At 61.6% G+C, this 16,287-nt stretch carries 15 protein-coding genes and 1 pseudogene; 2 read left to right on the forward strand and 14 right to left on the reverse strand.

What is annotated here, in order from left to right; all coding sequences use genetic code 11:
- Positions 1 to 16: 16 nt before the first annotated feature.
- From K225_RS0106615 to hemN, 4 genes and pseudogenes are all read right to left on the reverse strand, one after another.
- Entirely contained in the window at positions 17 to 2,449 is a 2,433-nt protein-coding gene (locus K225_RS0106615) for a bifunctional diguanylate cyclase/phosphodiesterase (RefSeq protein ID WP_026435682.1), read from the reverse strand.
- A pseudogene (locus K225_RS0106620) lies at positions 2,446 to 2,703 on the reverse strand (phosphohydrolase); the annotation flags it as partial. The gene K225_RS0106615 and the pseudogene K225_RS0106620, both read right to left, overlap by 4 nt.
- 248 nt (positions 2,704 to 2,951) lie before the next feature.
- Entirely contained in the window at positions 2,952 to 3,680 is a 729-nt protein-coding gene (locus K225_RS0106625; RefSeq protein WP_026435684.1) for a sulfite exporter TauE/SafE family protein, read from the reverse strand.
- A 31-nt stretch (positions 3,681 to 3,711) separates the two neighbouring features.
- On the reverse strand, positions 3,712 to 5,094 hold the full coding sequence (hemN, locus tag K225_RS0106630) for an oxygen-independent coproporphyrinogen III oxidase (protein WP_026435685.1): 1,383 nt from the start codon (positions 5,092 to 5,094) through the stop codon (positions 3,712 to 3,714).
- 190 nt (positions 5,095 to 5,284) lie between these two features.
- Between hemN and fnr the strand changes: the two genes are divergently transcribed.
- Positions 5,285 to 6,007: a fumarate/nitrate reduction transcriptional regulator Fnr gene (fnr, locus tag K225_RS0106635; RefSeq protein WP_026435686.1), complete on the forward strand. Its 723-nt coding sequence runs from the start codon at positions 5,285 to 5,287 to the stop codon at positions 6,005 to 6,007.
- Positions 6,008 to 6,028: 21 nt separating this feature from the next.
- Here fnr and K225_RS0106640 read toward each other — a convergent pair whose 3' ends face one another.
- The 9 genes from K225_RS0106640 to K225_RS20465 form a co-directional block, all read right to left on the reverse strand.
- A complete protein-coding gene (locus K225_RS0106640) occupies positions 6,029 to 6,322 on the reverse strand; it encodes a hypothetical protein (RefSeq protein WP_026435687.1) in 294 nt (97 codons plus the stop codon).
- A gap of 57 nt (positions 6,323 to 6,379) precedes the next feature.
- On the reverse strand, positions 6,380 to 6,652 hold the full coding sequence (locus tag K225_RS0106645) for a FixH family protein (RefSeq protein ID WP_026435688.1): 273 nt from the start codon (positions 6,650 to 6,652) through the stop codon (positions 6,380 to 6,382).
- Positions 6,653 to 6,726: 74 nt separating this feature from the next.
- Positions 6,727 to 8,172: a cytochrome c oxidase accessory protein CcoG gene (ccoG, locus tag K225_RS0106650; protein WP_026435689.1), complete on the reverse strand. Its 1,446-nt coding sequence runs from the start codon at positions 8,170 to 8,172 to the stop codon at positions 6,727 to 6,729.
- A 70-nt stretch (positions 8,173 to 8,242) separates the two neighbouring features.
- On the reverse strand, positions 8,243 to 9,157 hold the full coding sequence (gene ccoP, locus K225_RS0106655) for a cytochrome-c oxidase, cbb3-type subunit III (RefSeq protein ID WP_026435690.1): 915 nt from the start codon (positions 9,155 to 9,157) through the stop codon (positions 8,243 to 8,245).
- 24 nt (positions 9,158 to 9,181) lie between these two features.
- Positions 9,182 to 9,319, reverse strand: coding sequence for a cbb3-type cytochrome c oxidase subunit 3 (locus tag K225_RS0106660; protein WP_026435691.1), 138 nt, complete (start codon positions 9,317 to 9,319; stop codon positions 9,182 to 9,184).
- Positions 9,320 to 9,331: 12 nt separating this feature from the next.
- Entirely contained in the window at positions 9,332 to 9,964 is a 633-nt protein-coding gene (gene ccoO, locus K225_RS0106665; RefSeq protein ID WP_026435692.1) for a cytochrome-c oxidase, cbb3-type subunit II, read from the reverse strand.
- A gap of 18 nt (positions 9,965 to 9,982) precedes the next feature.
- Entirely contained in the window at positions 9,983 to 11,422 is a 1,440-nt protein-coding gene (ccoN, locus tag K225_RS0106670; protein ID WP_026435693.1) for a cytochrome-c oxidase, cbb3-type subunit I, read from the reverse strand.
- Between the two features lie 64 nt (positions 11,423 to 11,486).
- On the reverse strand, positions 11,487 to 11,624 hold the full coding sequence (ccoS, locus tag K225_RS0106675) for a cbb3-type cytochrome oxidase assembly protein CcoS (RefSeq protein WP_026435694.1): 138 nt from the start codon (positions 11,622 to 11,624) through the stop codon (positions 11,487 to 11,489).
- Positions 11,624 to 14,065, reverse strand: coding sequence for a cation-translocating P-type ATPase (locus tag K225_RS20465; RefSeq protein WP_051248743.1), 2,442 nt, complete (start codon positions 14,063 to 14,065; stop codon positions 11,624 to 11,626). Before K225_RS20465 ends, ccoS begins: the two co-directional genes overlap by 1 nt.
- 104 nt (positions 14,066 to 14,169) lie before the next feature.
- On the opposite strand from K225_RS20465, the gene K225_RS0106685 reads away from it, so the two are divergent.
- Positions 14,170 to 14,613: a universal stress protein gene (locus tag K225_RS0106685; RefSeq protein WP_026435695.1), complete on the forward strand. Its 444-nt coding sequence runs from the start codon at positions 14,170 to 14,172 to the stop codon at positions 14,611 to 14,613.
- A 105-nt stretch (positions 14,614 to 14,718) separates the two neighbouring features.
- Here the strand turns inward: K225_RS0106685 and K225_RS0106690 are convergent, their stop codons facing one another.
- A complete protein-coding gene (locus tag K225_RS0106690) occupies positions 14,719 to 16,284 on the reverse strand; it encodes a malonyl-CoA synthase (protein ID WP_026435696.1) in 1,566 nt (521 codons plus the stop codon).
- Between the last annotated feature and the right edge of the window lie 3 nt (positions 16,285 to 16,287).

Here is a 16,287-nt window from a genome sequence, read left to right on the forward strand (position 1 = left end):
CACCGGTGAACCCCGGTTATTCGACCGGCGCAAACTGCGCCAGCCCGTGGCTGGAGTTGAACAGCAATTGACGGAACTCGGCGCCTGGCAAGCCCGGTGAGCACAGGAATCCCTGAAAATGCCCGCACTGCAGCTGTTGCAGCATGGCGCGCTGTCCAAGGGTTTCCACGCCCTCGGCCACCACTTCGATATGCAGCGCATGCCCCATGCTGACGATGGCGCTGACAATGGCGCGGTCGCCGTCATCCTCCGGCAATCCCCGCACGAAGGATTGGTCGATCTTGAGCTTGTCGATGGGCAGCTTCTTCAGATAGGCCAGGCTGGAGTAGCCTGTGCCGAAGTCGTCAATGGCCAGGCCCACACCCAGCGCAGCCAGGGAGAACAATCGCAGTTCCATTTCCTGCGCATCCTGCAGCAGGATGGTTTCGGTCAGCTCCAGCTCCAGCAAGGTCGGCGGCAACTGGTGCACAGCCAGCAGGCGCGTCAGGCGCTCGACGAAATCGGCCTGGCGAAACTCCAGCGCAGACACATTGACGGACACCACAATGGGCATGCCCTCGTGCATCCACTGCGCCGCCTCCCGCACGGCTTGCTCCATGACCCACGCCCCCAGCGTCACGATATAGCCCGACTCCTCCGCCAGCGGCACGAACTGCGTGGGAGATACCACGCCAAACTCGGGGTCGGTCCATCGGATGAGCGCTTCCGCGCCGACGATCCGGCCGGTAGCGAGGTTCACCTGGGGCTGATAGTGCACGGCCATCCGCTGCTCGCCCAGCGCCTGGCGCATGGCGTGCTCCAGCTTCATGCGCGACAGCAGGTTGGCGTTCATCTGCGGTTGGTAGAAGCCATAGCTGCCACGCCCCCGCTCCTTGACACGGTACATGGCCGTATCAGCCTGCTTGATGAGTTCGTCCAGGGTGGTGCCGTCCTGCGGATACAGCGCCATGCCAATGCTGCACTGGATGGAAAAGCCCATGCCATCCAGCAAGAAGGGGCTCAGCATGTCCTCCAGCATCCGGCGCACCACGCTTTCGGCCACGACAGCGTCGGCGCCATGCAGGTAAATCACGAACTCATCGCCGCCAAGCCGGCACAGCATGTCCGTCTGCCGCAGGCAAGCCTGCAGACGCTCGGCGACCAGTTGCAATACGCGATCACCGAAGTGATGGCCGAGCGAGTCATTGACGATCTTGAACCGGTCCAGATCCAGGAAAAGGATGGCAAAGCCCGTATCGCTGGCGCGAGCACCCTGGATCGCGGTTTCCACCCTCTGAGAAAGAAGCAGCCGATTGGGCAAACCGGTCAGGACATCGCTGTACGCCAGTTCCTCGATGCGTTTTTTGGCCGCGTGCTGCTGCGTCAGGTCACGCATGAAACCAATGCTCTGTATCAGCCGGCCTTCGTCATCGCGCAGGGCCACCCACGACAGATGCACGGCACAGTAAGCACCGTTGTCACGGGGCAGCCAGAGCTCACCCTCCCAGAAACCATCGCTTTCCCATCCCGCCTGCACCTGCTCCATGAAGGAGGCGTCCGAACCACTGCCGAACAGAGACGCGGCCATGGACCCCTCCAAAGCGGCTGCGCAAGGGCCCAGCAATCGCTCGCAACCCGGGTTCATGCGCATCAGATGGTGCCTGCTGTCTGCAATGAAAATGGCATCCAGGCTGGAATCGAAAACCCGCGCCGCCAGGCGCAAGCTGGCCTGCGCTTCGGCCTGCCGGGTGATATCCCGAAAAGAATAAACGCGCCCCACGGGGTGGCCCTGGTGAAGCTGCGGAACAACGCGACGCTCCACCGTCATGCCGCCGTGCAACTGGAAGATGTCGGTACTCTCAAGCAGCGGATCGCGCTCAATGGCACTCAGACGTTCCTGGTAGTGCTTGCGATCCACCACCCGGGAGGCCAGGTGGTCATGCACCGCCGTGTCATTGCGCTGCAACAGCAGTTCGCGGGGGATGCTCCAGATGTGCACCAGCCGCTGGTTGAAGGCGCGCACACGTCCGTCAAGCCCACATACCAGCATGCCATCGGCTGCGGAATCCAGGGTGGAGCGCAACTCGGACGGCAGGGCCTCGAGTTCCTGCTGGCTAGCCTCCTGGGCACTGCGGTCCAGCATCGTCAGCATCAAAACCGCTGGAGCGCCGTCGTGCTGTAGACAGGTCACACGCCGATCGACCGGAACCAGGACGCCATCGGCCCGCCATACGCAGGTGTGGGAGTGGATGCCCTTCGCAAGAGTGGCCAATGGCTCGGACCAGAATGCACAGTCCTGGGGTGTTGCCGCCAGGCTTGTCACCGCCTTGCCGACCATGTCCTCCCCGGACATGCCCACCAGTCGCTCAGCCGCCTGGTTCGACTGGACGATGCACAAACTGCCGGCATCCACGAGCCACACCGCTTCCTGCAGGCCGTCCAGCCAAGACTGCGGTGGTAGCGGGTTCATGCGTGCACCTCGTCAGGACCAGGATCTACAGCGCGCGCAAAAAAATGGCAGATCCGCTTGCGCGGAGACAGATAGCCAAGCGCATCGCGCGGCAACTGCGCAGGCTTCAGGCTACGCCGTATAGCCCGCTCGGGCATCGCCTCCAGGTCCAGCACGGGGGCTTCGTCCTTGGGCACCCGGGCATCATGAACGATGACCTTGGGCCTCAGCGGTCTGGCCGAATCGACCGACACGACGTTGGCATAACGGTCGTTGAATGGGTGGTGCATCCAGCCCACGTCGGGCTGAACATACATGCCGATGCGAAGCGGGCCGGTATCAATAAGGAGGAAGGAATTCACGGAGTTTCACGGCATGCATGGAGAAACATGGAGACATGCGCACCACCCTTGGCTGCAAGGATTATCGCCGCCGCCCAGGCCATTGTGCCCCGCAATCCCAATGATGAAGTTCTGGCGTGACGCCACCCGCCAGAGTGACCCCAAGGTATTTCCCGCTGAAGTTATCTGCACCAGAGAGAGGGTTTGTAAACCAGATCCATCCACAATGCCCACCCCGCCACCCCGACCAGCAGCGCACCCGCCAGCCGGGTTCCCCAACTGGCTCGCACCGCGTTGATGCGTGAACGCAGCCGCCCCCACAGCCAGGGCGCGCCCACCAGCCACAACCCACTCCCCACGCCAAAAAACACCATGGTGACAGCGCCCTGCAACACGCTGCCGCTGAGCGCTGCCACCAGCAGGGCCGAATAAAGCAATCCGCATGGCATGAGTGCCCAAAGCCCGCCCGCCACCAGCAGTCCACCCGGCGCGCGGACAAGGGGTTGCACGCGGCGCCAGGCTGCACGCCCTGCCTGCTCTACCCACGCAGGCTGTCGCGCCTGCACCATCATCATCAAACCCCAGGCCATGACCGCCACGTGCATCAGCGTCCATACCGGACTCAAGGCCATGGTTTGCCGGGTCACCCATGCCAGACTGTCCATGGCCAGCGCTGCCAGGGCGCCCCCCCCGGCATAGCCCGCCAGGCGCCCGAAGTGAAATGCGAACAGCCGGCGAGCGGTTCCATCTTTGGGAAACCACTGAACCGGCTGAGAGACGGGACTGCCCGCTTGCGAGCGCGCCACCCCTTGGCCGATGATCGCACCGCAAGGCGCGGAGCACATGGCCAAGCAATGGGGCCCGCCAGCGAGCCCCATGAGCAAAGCCGTTACGGCAAGGGGTGCAAGCATGAAGACCGGGGCACAGCTCGAATGATGGGTATCAGATGATGCGCGAAAACCGGGCCCGATTGCGGTCAGCCTGCAAATAGCGGTCAAACACCATGGCAATGCCGCGCACAAAGAACCAGCCCATGGGCGTTACCTTGACACCCTCGGCAGTCAACGTAACGAGTCCCTGCTCGGTCATGGACTCCAACTGCTCCAGTTCCGGCGCGAAATACTTCCGAAAATCAATGAGCCAAGCTTGATCCATGGGCTCAAACAACACCTCGCCCTGGCACATCAGCGCCATGATGACGGCCCTGCGCACCAGGTCATCACGATTCAGCGCCAACCCCCGCACCACGGGCAGCCGCCCCTGATCCAGATGGTCGTAGTACTCCTCCAGCGACTTGGCGTTCTGGCTGTAGGTCGCGCCCACCCGGCCGATCGCGGATACGCCCAGGGCGATGAGATCGCAGTCGGGCTGGGTGCTGTAGCCCTGAAAATTGCGGTGCAGGCGCCCCTGCCGCTTGGCAACCGCCAACGCATCCGTAGGCAAGGCAAAGTGGTCCATGCCTACATAGACGTAACCGGCATCAATGAACGCGTCCAGCGAACGCGAAAGCATGGTCACCTTGGCGGATGCAGCGGGCAATTCTGTCGAGATGATGCGCCGCTGCGGCTTGAAACGATCGGGCAAATGGGCGTAGGCATACAAAGCGATTCGGTCGGGGCGCAACTGGGCCACCTGTGCCAGCGTGCGATCAAACGACTCGGGTGTCTGGCGCGGCAGCCCGTAAATCAAATCCACATTGACCGACTCAAAGCCCAGCGCACGAGACGCTTCCACCAATGCAAACACCTGCTCTGCGGGCTGAATGCGGTGCACGGCCTTCTGAACCTCGGCATCAAAATCCTGCACCCCGAAGCTCAATCGATTGAAGCCGAGCTCCGCCAGCACCGCCAGCCGCTCCGAAGTGACCGTGCGAGGATCCACCTCGATGGAATACTCACCACCCGGCGCAAAGGTGAAACTGCGCCGCAGCGTTGCCATGAGCTGGCGCAGCCCGTCGTCCGAAAGGAAGGTCGGCGTGCCGCCCCCGAGGTGCAACTGGCTGACCACCTGTCCGGTGCCGCAGTGGGCCGTGTGCAGATCAATCTCGCGGCTGAGGTAGCGCAAATACACGTCGGCACGGTCATGGTGCTTGGTGATGATCTTGTTGCAGGCACAGTAGTAGCACAACGATTCGCAAAACGGAATGTGGACATACAGCGACAACGGCAGTGCCATGGCCGTAGCACCAAGCCGGCGCTGTGACAGTGCCAACACATAGTCCTCTTGCCCAAAAGCCTCCACAAACCGGTCAGCCGTGGGGTAGGAGGTATAGCGCGGTCCTGGAATGTCAAAACGGCGCAGAAGTTCTGGGGTAACAGCGGTCATGGGAAAATATCCTTGCGTGCATCGGTACTGTGCCGTACCCTTTGGCCCACGTCCTTGACCTTAATCAAGAAGACGAATGGGTACAGGGGGGACAATTTGATTCAAGTCAGCCGCCACGCGTGCACCACGGGACAATGGAGTCCCAGCAGATACAAGCCAATTACCCTGACCTGTCCAGGTCCCAGTGCCCATGAACCCGCAAACCATCAAAGTCGCCTGCTCCAACTGTAACCTGCGAGAACTGTGCATGCCCGTAGGCCTGAACGAGCAGCAGTTGCAACGCATTGACGATATCGTGGCAGTGCGGCGAAAAATCAAGCGGGGAGGTACGCTCTTTCGCAATGGAGAGTCGTTCACTTCTCTCTATGCCATTCGCACTGGTTTTTTCAAGACCTGCGTCGCTACCGAAGATGGGCGCGACCAGGTCACAGGCTTTCAGATGGCGGGTGAAATCATTGGACTCGATGGCATCGTCAACGACCATCACACCTGTGATGCAGTCGCCCTCGAAGATGCCGAAGTGTGTGTCATGCCCTTTGATCGCATCGAAGAACTATCGCGCGAAGTCACGGCGTTGCAACACCACGTTCACAAGATCATGAGCCGGGAAATCGTTCGTGAACACGGTGTGATGCTTTTGCTGGGCAGCATGCGCGCAGAAGAGCGCCTGGCCGCGTTCCTGCTCAACCTGGTGCAACGCCTGCATGCCCGCGGGTTCTCGCAGTCCGAACTGGTATTGCGAATGACACGGGAAGAAATCGGCAGTTACCTTGGACTCAAGCTGGAGACAGTCAGCCGCACGTTCTCGAAGTTTGTGGAAGATGGCACGGTAGAAGTCAAACAGCGCCATGTCCGCATTCTGGACACCGAGGCACTCAAGCGTATTGTCAACAACCAGCAGGCTTGTCACTGATCGCTGTTCAGGTATGGGCCGTCACGGGCATGACGATGCCTTGTGGCAATCGTCCGGTCGGGCATCCGGAGGCACGGGGCAGCGGTTGAGTTCAAAGGGTGACATGGAGAGCAGCGTTGTCAGCGCGCTGGCAGCCATGGTAATGATCCAGAACGCAAAGAACGCAAGGGTATAGACCCCCTGGCGGGACAGCGTCAATGGTTGACCGAGCCAATGAAGATCCTGTGGATCCACCATGGCGAAAACCAGCATTTCCAGGATCCCGGCCACCAGAAAAGCGGGCCATGCAATCCACATCAGGCGTTGTGTCCACATCGTGTGTTTCCTCGGGGTTGCGGGGAGCGTTTGTATGCGACCAGTTGGGACTCTCGTTCAGCGAGGCTGATCTACGGCAGGTGTCGCCGCATGGTTGCGGCCCTTGAGCGCAGGGGCCAAACTTTTCTCTGGCTGTGCCAGCGTCTGGTTGATCTCAATCCCTTTGCGGTAATAGTCCTCCTCGACGACGGGGTCCGGCCGACTCACGGCAAGCCACAGCGTAATGAAGCCGGCGATCACCACAATGACCGGTCCGGCAATCACCAGCCAGACATGCCCAAACTTCCACCATGGCTGGGGTCCGGGAGTAATAACGGGGCTGGTTGGCATGGAAGCTCCTCAGGTATCAGCATACAGGCCACAAGACGCCATGCAGCGCACAGCGTGACCTTCACTCAATTGACTCAGCGTGGCACCAGGAATATGGATTTCTCAGTCACTTTGCCGCCGCTTTCCAGTGCAGATATATCGAAATGAATCGCATGGGAACCAGGGGCCGCAGATCCATACGGTATCTGCAGTCGCACCGCGACCCAACGGGATTCTGCAGCACCAATGTCCACCTCCTGCTCCGAAGCCACTTCCAAGCCATCCAGCCCGCTCGCAGTAATGCGGTAGCGCTGTGCGGCCTCTGTGGCATTCATGATCTGCAGTCGATAGACATTTTCAAGCTTGCCCCCCGCAACAATGCGGGACAAGGCGGCACGGTCACGCACGATGTCCACCTTCAGGGGGGTGCGCGTGCTCAGGCTGGCCAGCATGCCCACACACAAAGCCACCAGAACCGCGGTGTAGATGAGCACGCGAGGGCGCAAGACATGGCGCAAGATTTGCGACTGGCTCCAGCGATGCAGAACACCATTCTGGGTCGAATACCTTATCAAGCCTCTGGGGTAATGCATCTTGTCCATCACGGTATTGCAGGCATCCACGCAAAGACCGCAGCCAATGCATTCATATTGCAAACCCTTGCGGATGTCGATGCCCACGGGACACACTTGTACACACAGGGTGCAGTCGATGCATTCGCCCAGGCCCTTGGCCTTGTAGTCCACCGTCTTGACCCTGGGCCCGCGCGGCTCGCCGCGGGCTTCGTCATAGGTCACGATGAGGGTATCGCGATCGAACATTGCGCTCTGGAAACGCGCATAGGGGCACATGTATTTGCATACCTGCTCCCGAAGGAAGCCAGCATTGCCATAGGTGGCCAAGCTGTAGAAAAACACCCAGAAAATCTGCCAGGTGCCAGCAAAAGCCAACAACTCGGGACCCAGTTCCCGAATCGGCACGAAATACCCGACAAAAGTGAAACCCGTCCAGAGGGAAACAGCAACCCAGACCGTCTGCTTCAAGAATTTCTTGCGAATCTTCTCAAAGGTCCAGGGACCGGCATCCAATCGCAGTCGCGCACTGCGATCGCCTTCGATCTTGTGCTCTATCCACATGAATATCTCGGTATAGACCGTCTGTGGACAGGCAAAGCCACACCACAGACGACCCGCAACCGCAGTGAACAGAAACAGCGAGAGCGCTGAAATAATCAGCAAACCCGTGAGATAGATGAAATCCTGTGGGTACAGGACCAACCCAAAAATATAGAACCGACGGGCACCGAGATCAAACAGCACCATTTGGCGCTGGCCCCACTCCAGCCAGGGCAGCCCATAGAAAACGAGCTGCGTGAGAAACACCATGACCCAACGCCAACGCGCAAAGAACCCACTGATCGATCGTGGGTAAATTTTTTTCTGGGCCTCGTAAAGGGAGACAAGTTCACCCTCCGCCGACGGCTCGGGCGTGGCCGCCGCGATGGGAATGACCTTGCGCGGCGCCTTGTCGGATGATTTCATGGTGCGGACTATGGAAGCGGATAACTAGCACTGCAAAGCAGCCCCAGTCGGAACTGGAGCCACCCCGAGTTCATCGGGCTGCGGCAGGCTTGTTGGACAAGCCCCACACATACGATGCCAGCACCCCGATTTGCGCCTCGGTCAGCTTGTCGGCCTGTGCGGGCATCTCGTTCACCTTGCCATTGTTGATCATGGCGGTGATGGCTGCTTCGCCCCATCCATGCAACCAGATGTCGTCCGTGAGGTTGGGGGCGCCCAAAGCCTGGTTACCCTTGCCGTCGTTGCCGTGGCAGGCAGCGCACGCCACGAACTTGGTCTTGCCCAGCGATGCCCGCAGCGAATCATGCGGGCTGCCAGACAGGCTCAGCACATAGTGCGACAGATTGCGCACATCTTCCGGCGAACCCACTGCGGCGGCCATGGGAGGCATATTGCCGATGCGCCCCTTCTGCAGCGTCTCGCGGATCTTTTCAGGGGTGCCACCATGCAGCCAGTCAGCATCTGCCAGATTGGGAAAGCCCTTGCTGCCGCGGGCGTCGGAACCGTGGCACTGGGCGCAGTTGTTCATGAACAAGCGCTCGCCGATCGCATGGGCCTGCGGATCCACGGCCACGTCTTCAGGCTTCATGGAAGCAAAACGCGCATACAGCGGCTCGATTTCCGTCTTGGCCTTGGCCATTTCAGCCTCGTATTCACCCTTTTGCGTCCAGTTCAGCTTGCCCGTAAAGGTGCCAAGACCGGGATAGGCAGCCAGATAGCCCAGGCCGAAGAGGATGGTGATGACGAACAGCCACACCCACCAGCGCGGCAGGGGGTTGTTCATTTCGACCAGGTCCTCGTCCCAGACGTGGCCGGTGGTGTTCTCGGCCGTGGCCATAACCTTCTTGCGGCCCGCCATCCAAAGCAGAATGCCGCAGGCGATGATGCCGACCAAGGTCAGCGTGGTCACAAAGACCGACCAGAAATTGCTGGTGAAGTCACTCATGGGGTGTTCTCGTTCTGGTGAAGGTCAATCTTGCTCGAAGGGCAGCCGGGCTGCCTCATCAAACCGGGACTTGTTGCGGCCCCTGTAGGCCCAGACCCAGATGCCAATAAAACAGGCCATCGATGCCAATGTGGCGACGATGCGCATGGTCGTGATGTCCATGGCCAATCTCCTTTACTTGAGCGCGCGGCCCATGACTTGCAGATAAGCCACCAAGGCATCGATTTCGGTCTTGCCCTTCACGTCGGCAGCAGACGCAGCGATCTGCGCGTCGGTGTAAGGCACGCCCACGGTCCGCAAGGCCTTCATGCGCGGCGCCACATCGGCTGGATCAATGGCATTTTTCTCCAGCCATGGATACGCAGGCATGTTGGACTCGGGCACCACGTCACGCGGATTGTTCAGGTGAATGCGATGCCATTCGTCGCTGTACTTGCCACCCACGCGATGCAGATCGGGGCCCGTGCGCTTGCTGCCCCACTGGAAGGGGTGGTCGTACACGAACTCACCGGCCACGGAGTAGTGGCCGTAACGCAGGGTTTCTGCACGGAACGGACGGATCATCTGCGAGTGGCAGTTGTAGCACCCCTCGCGGATATACACATCGCGCCCCACCAGTTGCAGCGCCGAATAAGGCTGCACGCCGGTCACCGCCTCGGTGGTGGATTTCTGGAAGAACAGGGGGACGATTTCCACCAGGCCGCCAATCGCGATCACCAGCAGGATCAGCACGATCATCAGAAAATTGCTGGTTTCCACCTTCTCGTGGGAGAAGCCGCCAGAAGCATTTTGGTTGTTATCAGACATGAATGGGCTCCTTCGGGCTCAGGCGTGCGCAGCGTTCACAGCGGGAATGGCCACCTTGACAGAACGACCAGAAATAGCAGTCGCCCACACATTCCAGGCCATGACGATCATGCCGCCCAGGTACAGCAGGCCACCGGCGACGCGGATGACATAGAACGGATAGGTCGCCTTCACGCTTTCAACGAAGGTGTAGGTCAGGGTGCCGTCCGGGTTGATGGCGCGCCACATCAGGCCCTGCATCACGCCGGCAATCCACATGGCAGCGATGTACAGCACGATGCCGATGGTGGCCATCCAGAAATGCAGCTCTATCGCCTTGATCGAATGCATCTTTTCCCGGCCGAACAGGCGGGGAACCATGTAGTAGAGCGAGCCCATGGTGATCAGGCCCACCCAGCCCAGCGCACCGGAGTGCACATGGCCCACGGTCCAGTCGGTGTAGTGGCTCAGGGCATTGACGGTCTTGATGGACATCATCGGGCCTTCGAACGTGGACATGCCGTAGAAGGACAGCGACACGATCAGGAAACGCAGGATGGGGTCGTCACGCAGCTTGTGCCAGGCACCCGACAGGGTCATGATGCCGTTGATCATGCCGCCCCAGCTGGGAGCCAGCAGAATCAGCGAGAACACCATGCCCACCGACTGCGTCCAGTCGGGCAACGCGGTGTAGTGCAGATGGTGAGGGCCTGCCCACATGTAGGTGAAGATCAGCGCCCAGAAGTGCACGATGGACAGGCGGTAGCTGTACACCGGACGGCCCGCCTGCTTGGGAATGAAGTAATACATCATGCCCAGGAAGCCCGTGGTCAGGAAAAAGCCCACGGCATTGTGGCCGTACCACCATTGCACCATGGCATCCTGCACGCCCGCGTAGGCCGAGTAGCTCTTCATGAAGCCAGCGGGAATGGCCGCGCTGTTGACGATGTGCAGCAAGGCCACGGCCAGGATGAAGGCACCGAAGAACCAGTTGGCCACATAGATGTGCTTGACCTTGCGCGTGCCGACCGTGCCAAAGAACACGATGGCATAGGACACCCAGGTCACTGCAATCAGGATGTCAATGGGCCATTCCAGCTCGGCATATTCCTTGCCCTGGGTGTAGCCCAGTGGCAGGCTGATCGCCGCCGCCACGATGACCAGTTGCCAGGCCCAGAACGTGAATGCCGCCAAGCCCGGCGCGAACAGGCGCGTCTGGCAGGTGCGCTGCACCACGTAATAGCTGGTGGCAAACAGCCCGCAACCACCAAACGCAAAGATCACTGCGTTGGTGTGCAGCGGACGCAAGCGCCCGTAACTCAACCAGGGAATGCCGAAATTGAGTTCTGGCCATGCCAGCTGTGCGGCGATGAATACGCCTACCAGCATGCCAACCACCCCCCATACCACGGCCATGATAGAAAACTGACGCACCACCGTGTCGCTGTAGTGCGTAGTCATTGTTTTTGGAGAATCCATCGGGCACCTCGTTTTAATGCAGGAATAGTTTTATTTAAGTAGGGTTATTCGACATTGACACATGTCAATCATTACGAAAAATGCGTTCACCCTCTTGCTCGACGCTCTCGAACTGGCCTTGGTAGATCGCCCACCACAGGCCCGCAAGGATCATCAGCACCAAAATGACCGACAAAGGGATCAGCAAATACAGGATGTCCATCAGGCCGGGTCCAGAGAAGATGGGGAAGCAGAAGTCATGCGGACTGTGCCTTTCGCCTGTTCGGGCAGGTTCACCGCCGACACCCCCACACCGGGCAAGGCGCGCGACAAACGGGCGGCATTCAGCACCACCAGCAGAGAGCTGAGCGCCATGCCAAGCCCCGCCAGCCAGGCCGGCATCCAGCCGACCAGCGCCAGGGGAACACACAGCGCGTTGTAGCCCACAGCCCACCCCAGATTTTGCCTCACCACACGCAGGGTCCGGCGCGCCAGCAGCACAGTTTGCGGCACCAGCGACAAACTGCCGCCCAGCACCACGAAATCAGCACGCGCCTGGGCCAACGGCACCGAGCGGCCAAAGGCAAACGACACGTTCGCCCCCGCCAGAACCGGGCCATCGTTGAGGCCATCGCCCACCATGGCCACCTGGCGCCCCTGTGCCTGCAGATCCTGCAAGGCAGCCAGCTTGTCCTGGGGACTGCATTCGCCCTTTGCCTGGGAGATGCCCGCCTGCGCGGCCACCCGCTGTACCGCGCCGGGTCGGTCGCCCGACAAAATCTGCACCGCAACGCCCGCCTGCTGCAAGGCACGCACCACGTCAGCCGTCTCGGACCGCACATCTTCGATCACGTCGAAACGTGCCAGCTCTGCGAACTGGCCATCGCCCCCCTGCTCCGAGAGCACCACCTGCAGCGCTTCCCCGCCATCCTGCGCAGCCACGCCTGCATGCCGGGCAGAACCCAGCCGCAACCAACGCGGGGCTACGGAGCCCCGTGCGTCATGTATTTCGGCCGCCAACCCCAGGCCTGCATCCTCGCGCAGATTCACCGCACTCCAGCGCACGCTGGACCCAGATGCCGCGGACACGATGGCGCGGGATGCCGGATGCATGGATTGCCGCGCCAGCGTGGCCGCCAGCGCCAGCACGTCGTCACGCGTGAGGCCCGGTGCGCAGCGGACTGCCTGCACGGCCATGCCGTCCCGGGTGAGGGTGCCGGTCTTGTCGAACACCAGGGTATCCACGCTGGCCAGTGCCTCCAGCCCTTGCAGGTTGCGCACCAGCACGCCATGGCGGGCCAGCGTGCCGGCCGCTGTCAGCATGGCCACCGGCGTGGCCAGCGACAGGGCGCAGGGGCAGGTAACGATGAGCACCGCCACGGCCACCATCAGTGCATGGCCGGGGTCTGACGGCCACCACCAGGCCACCGCCAGACCGGCCGCCAGCAAAACCGCCAGCAGGAAGGGCCGCGCAATGCGGTCTGCCAACTGCGCAAGCCGGGGTTTTTGCAGCGAGGCGCTTTCCATCAGGGCCAGGATCTGGGCAAACCGGGTCTGCCCGCCAACGCCCTCCACCCGCACCTCCACCGGGGCCTGCAGGTTGTAGCTGCCCGCCGTCACCTGGCTGCCCAAGGGCCGCGCCACGGGCGTGGATTCGCCGGTGAGCAAGGCTTCGTCGGACTGTGTGCTGCCGCTTGTGATGCAGCCATCGGCAGGAAAGGCCTCGCCAGGCAGCACGCGAATGGTGTCCCCCACGGCCAGCCGGCGCGTGACCACGCGGGTAAAAACGCCATCGGCACCGCGCCGCTCCACGCTGTCGGGCAGGCGGTTCATGACGGCTTCGAGCGCGCCGGCCGTGCGGTCCCGCAGGCGCAGCTCCAGCCATCGGCCGGTCAGCAGGAAAAAGACGAACATGGTCAGCGAGTCGAAATAGACCTCGCGGCCAAAGATGCCTGCGGGGTCAAACGTGCCTGCCGTGCTCACCACGAAAGTGATGGCCATGCCCAAGGCCACCGGCAGGTCCATGCTGACGCGGCGCAGACGGATGTCGCGCAGCGCACTGGTAAAAAAGGGGCCGCAGGCAAAGAACACCACGGGCAGCGTCAGCACCCACGAGGCCCAGCGCAGCAGCTGCTCCATCTCGCCCGTCAGATCCCCCGGCTGCGCCACATAGGCAGGCCACGCATACATCATGACCTGCATCATGCAAAAGCCCGCCACCAGCCAGCGCCACAGCGCACGCCGGTTTTCACGCTGGCGCTGCGCGCGCGCATGGGAATCCATCGCCGGCAAGGCCCGGTAGCCCGCCTTCTGCACCGCTGCCATCCACTGCGACGGAAGGACCCGGCCCGACCGCCACACCACGCGCGCACGGTGCGTGGCGGCACTCACATCCACCTGCTCCACCCCCGGAACGGACCGCAATGCCTCTTCGATGGTGAGTGCGCAGGCCGCACAGTGCATGCCCTCCAGCACCACATTCGACTCCCACACGGCATCGGGCGAAACCTCGGCGAGCGCCCCGGACACGGACTGCCCGGCCACCGCGTCTTGCGTCCCGCTGCCCGCAGGCCGGCGCAGCCGCCCGAATGCCGCCCACTCCTGCGGGTCGTCCAGCAGCACATGGGGCGCCATATCTGGCAAAGTAGAGGAGTTCGTGGACATGGCGCGAGCCTATCGGCTAAGCATGACACTTACATTGACATGGATCAAGCCGAAAAACATGATCCTCTCTAAGCTCTCACAATCCCTACTACAAGGAGTCAAGCATGTACAAACGCATTCTGGTGGCCACTGATGGGTCCGCACTTTCCAACAAGGCGGTGGAGACCGGCCTGTCGCTGGCCGCCCTGTCGGGTGCCACGGTTGTAGCACTGAAGGTGGTTCCACGTTACCCGCGCAGCTATTTTGAAGGCGGTATGCCGGTGGACATGATTGACGTGAAGCGCATCGAGCAGCAGTGGGGCGACGCCGCCCAGGCGCTGGTGGACAAGGTGAAGGCCCAGGGCAGCGCTGAAGGCGTCACGGTCAAGGCCGTAGTAGCCAAGTCCGATCTGGTGGCCGAAGCCGTCATCTCGGCCGCCAAAAAGCACAAGTGCGACCTGATCGTGATGGCCTCGCACGGCCGCAAGGGCATCAAGCGCCTGCTGCTGGGCAGCGAAACCCAGCATGTGCTCACGCACTCGCACATTCCGGTGCTGGTGCTGCGCTAAGGAAACATTGCCCTCTGGCGCTTTGCTGCCAAGTGCTATGGCTAGAAAATAGAAACGGAACGGGGCCACAAGGGCCCCGTTTTTTATGACTGAACCGCTGGGCGTTCAGCCAAACAAGCCCTTGTACTGTTCGCGCAGCAGGTTCTTTTGCACCTTGCCCATGGTGTTGCGGGGCAGCTCGGGCACCACAAAACACTTCTTGGGAATCTTGAAGTTGGCGAGCTGTGACTTGAGCGCAGCCACGATGGCCTCAGGACTGAGTGGCGCGCCGGGCTTGGCGATCACCACGGCCACGCCCACCTCGCCGAAGTCGGGGTGGGGCACGCCCACCAGAGCGCTTTCGGCCACGCCGGGCATCTCATTGATAAAGCCCTCGATCTCTGCGGGGTACACGTTGTAGCCGCCGCTGATGATGAGGTCCTTGCTGCGGCCTACGATGCTCACGTAGTCGCGCTCGTCCACCTTGCCCACATCGCCGGTCTTGAACCATCCGTCGGCGGTGAACTCCTCGGCCGTTTTCTCGGGCATGCGCCAGTAGCCCTTGAACACGTTGGGGCCCTTGACCTGGATGTTGCCGATCTCGCCCACGGGCAGCGGCTTGTTGGCATCGTCCACCACGCGCAGGCCCACGCCAGGCAGCGGGAAGCCCACCGTGGCGCCACGGCGCTCGCTCTGGTCCTGGTGGCGTGTATCGGCCGCATAGGGGTTGGAGGTGAGCATGATGGTCTCGCTCATGCCGTAGCGCTCCAGAATGGTGTGGCCGGTGCGCTGCTGCCATTCGGTGAAGGTTTCGATCAGCAACGGGGCCGAGCCTGCGATGAACAGGCGCATGTTCTTCGCGGCCTCCTTGTTCAGGCCCGGCTCGGCCAGCAGGCGCACATAGAGCGTAGGCACGCCCATGAACACGGTGGCACGGGGCATGGCGGCCAGCACGGCCTTGGGGTCGAACTTGGCCATCCAGATCATCTTGCTGCCGTTGATCAGCGCGCCGTGGATGGCCACGAACAGGCCATGCACGTGGAAGATGGGCAGCGCGTGGATCAGCACGTCACCAGTTTTCCAGCCCCAGTAATCCTTGAGCACCTGGGCATTCGACAGCAGGTTGCCATGCGTCAGCATGGCGCCCTTGCTGCGGCCCGTGGTGCCGCTGGTATAGAGGATGGCGGCGAGGTCGTCCGCATTGCGCACCACGGGAACATGCTCGTCCTTGTGGTGTGCAGCCCGCTCCAGCAGGCTGCCGTTGCGGTCATCGCCCAGCGTGAACACATGCTGCGTGCCCGCCTTGAAGGCGATCTTGGACACCCAGCCAAAGTTGCCCGGTGTGCAGACCACCACGGCAGGTTCGGCATTGCCCACGAAGTATTCGATCTCGCCGCTCTGGTAGGCCGTGTTGAGCGGCAGGAACACATAGCCTGCGCGCAGCGTGGCAAGGTACAGCAGCATGGCTTCGACCGACTTTTCCACCTGCACCGCCACACGGCTGCCCTCCGGCAGCTTGAGCGACGCCAGCAGATTGGCGATGCGTGCGCTGGCATGGTCGAGGTCACGCCAGGTGTAGTGCAGCGGCTCGCCCTGGGGCGAGGTGGTCTCGACGGCGATCTGGTCCAGATCCCGGGGGAACGCAGCGCGCAAGGCGCAAAACAGATTGGAGTTGCTGTTCGTTTTTTTCATGGC

The organism is Acidovorax sp. JHL-9, assembly GCF_000426205.1.
Taxonomy (GTDB): Bacteria; Pseudomonadota; Gammaproteobacteria; order Burkholderiales; family Burkholderiaceae_C; genus Acidovorax; species Acidovorax soli.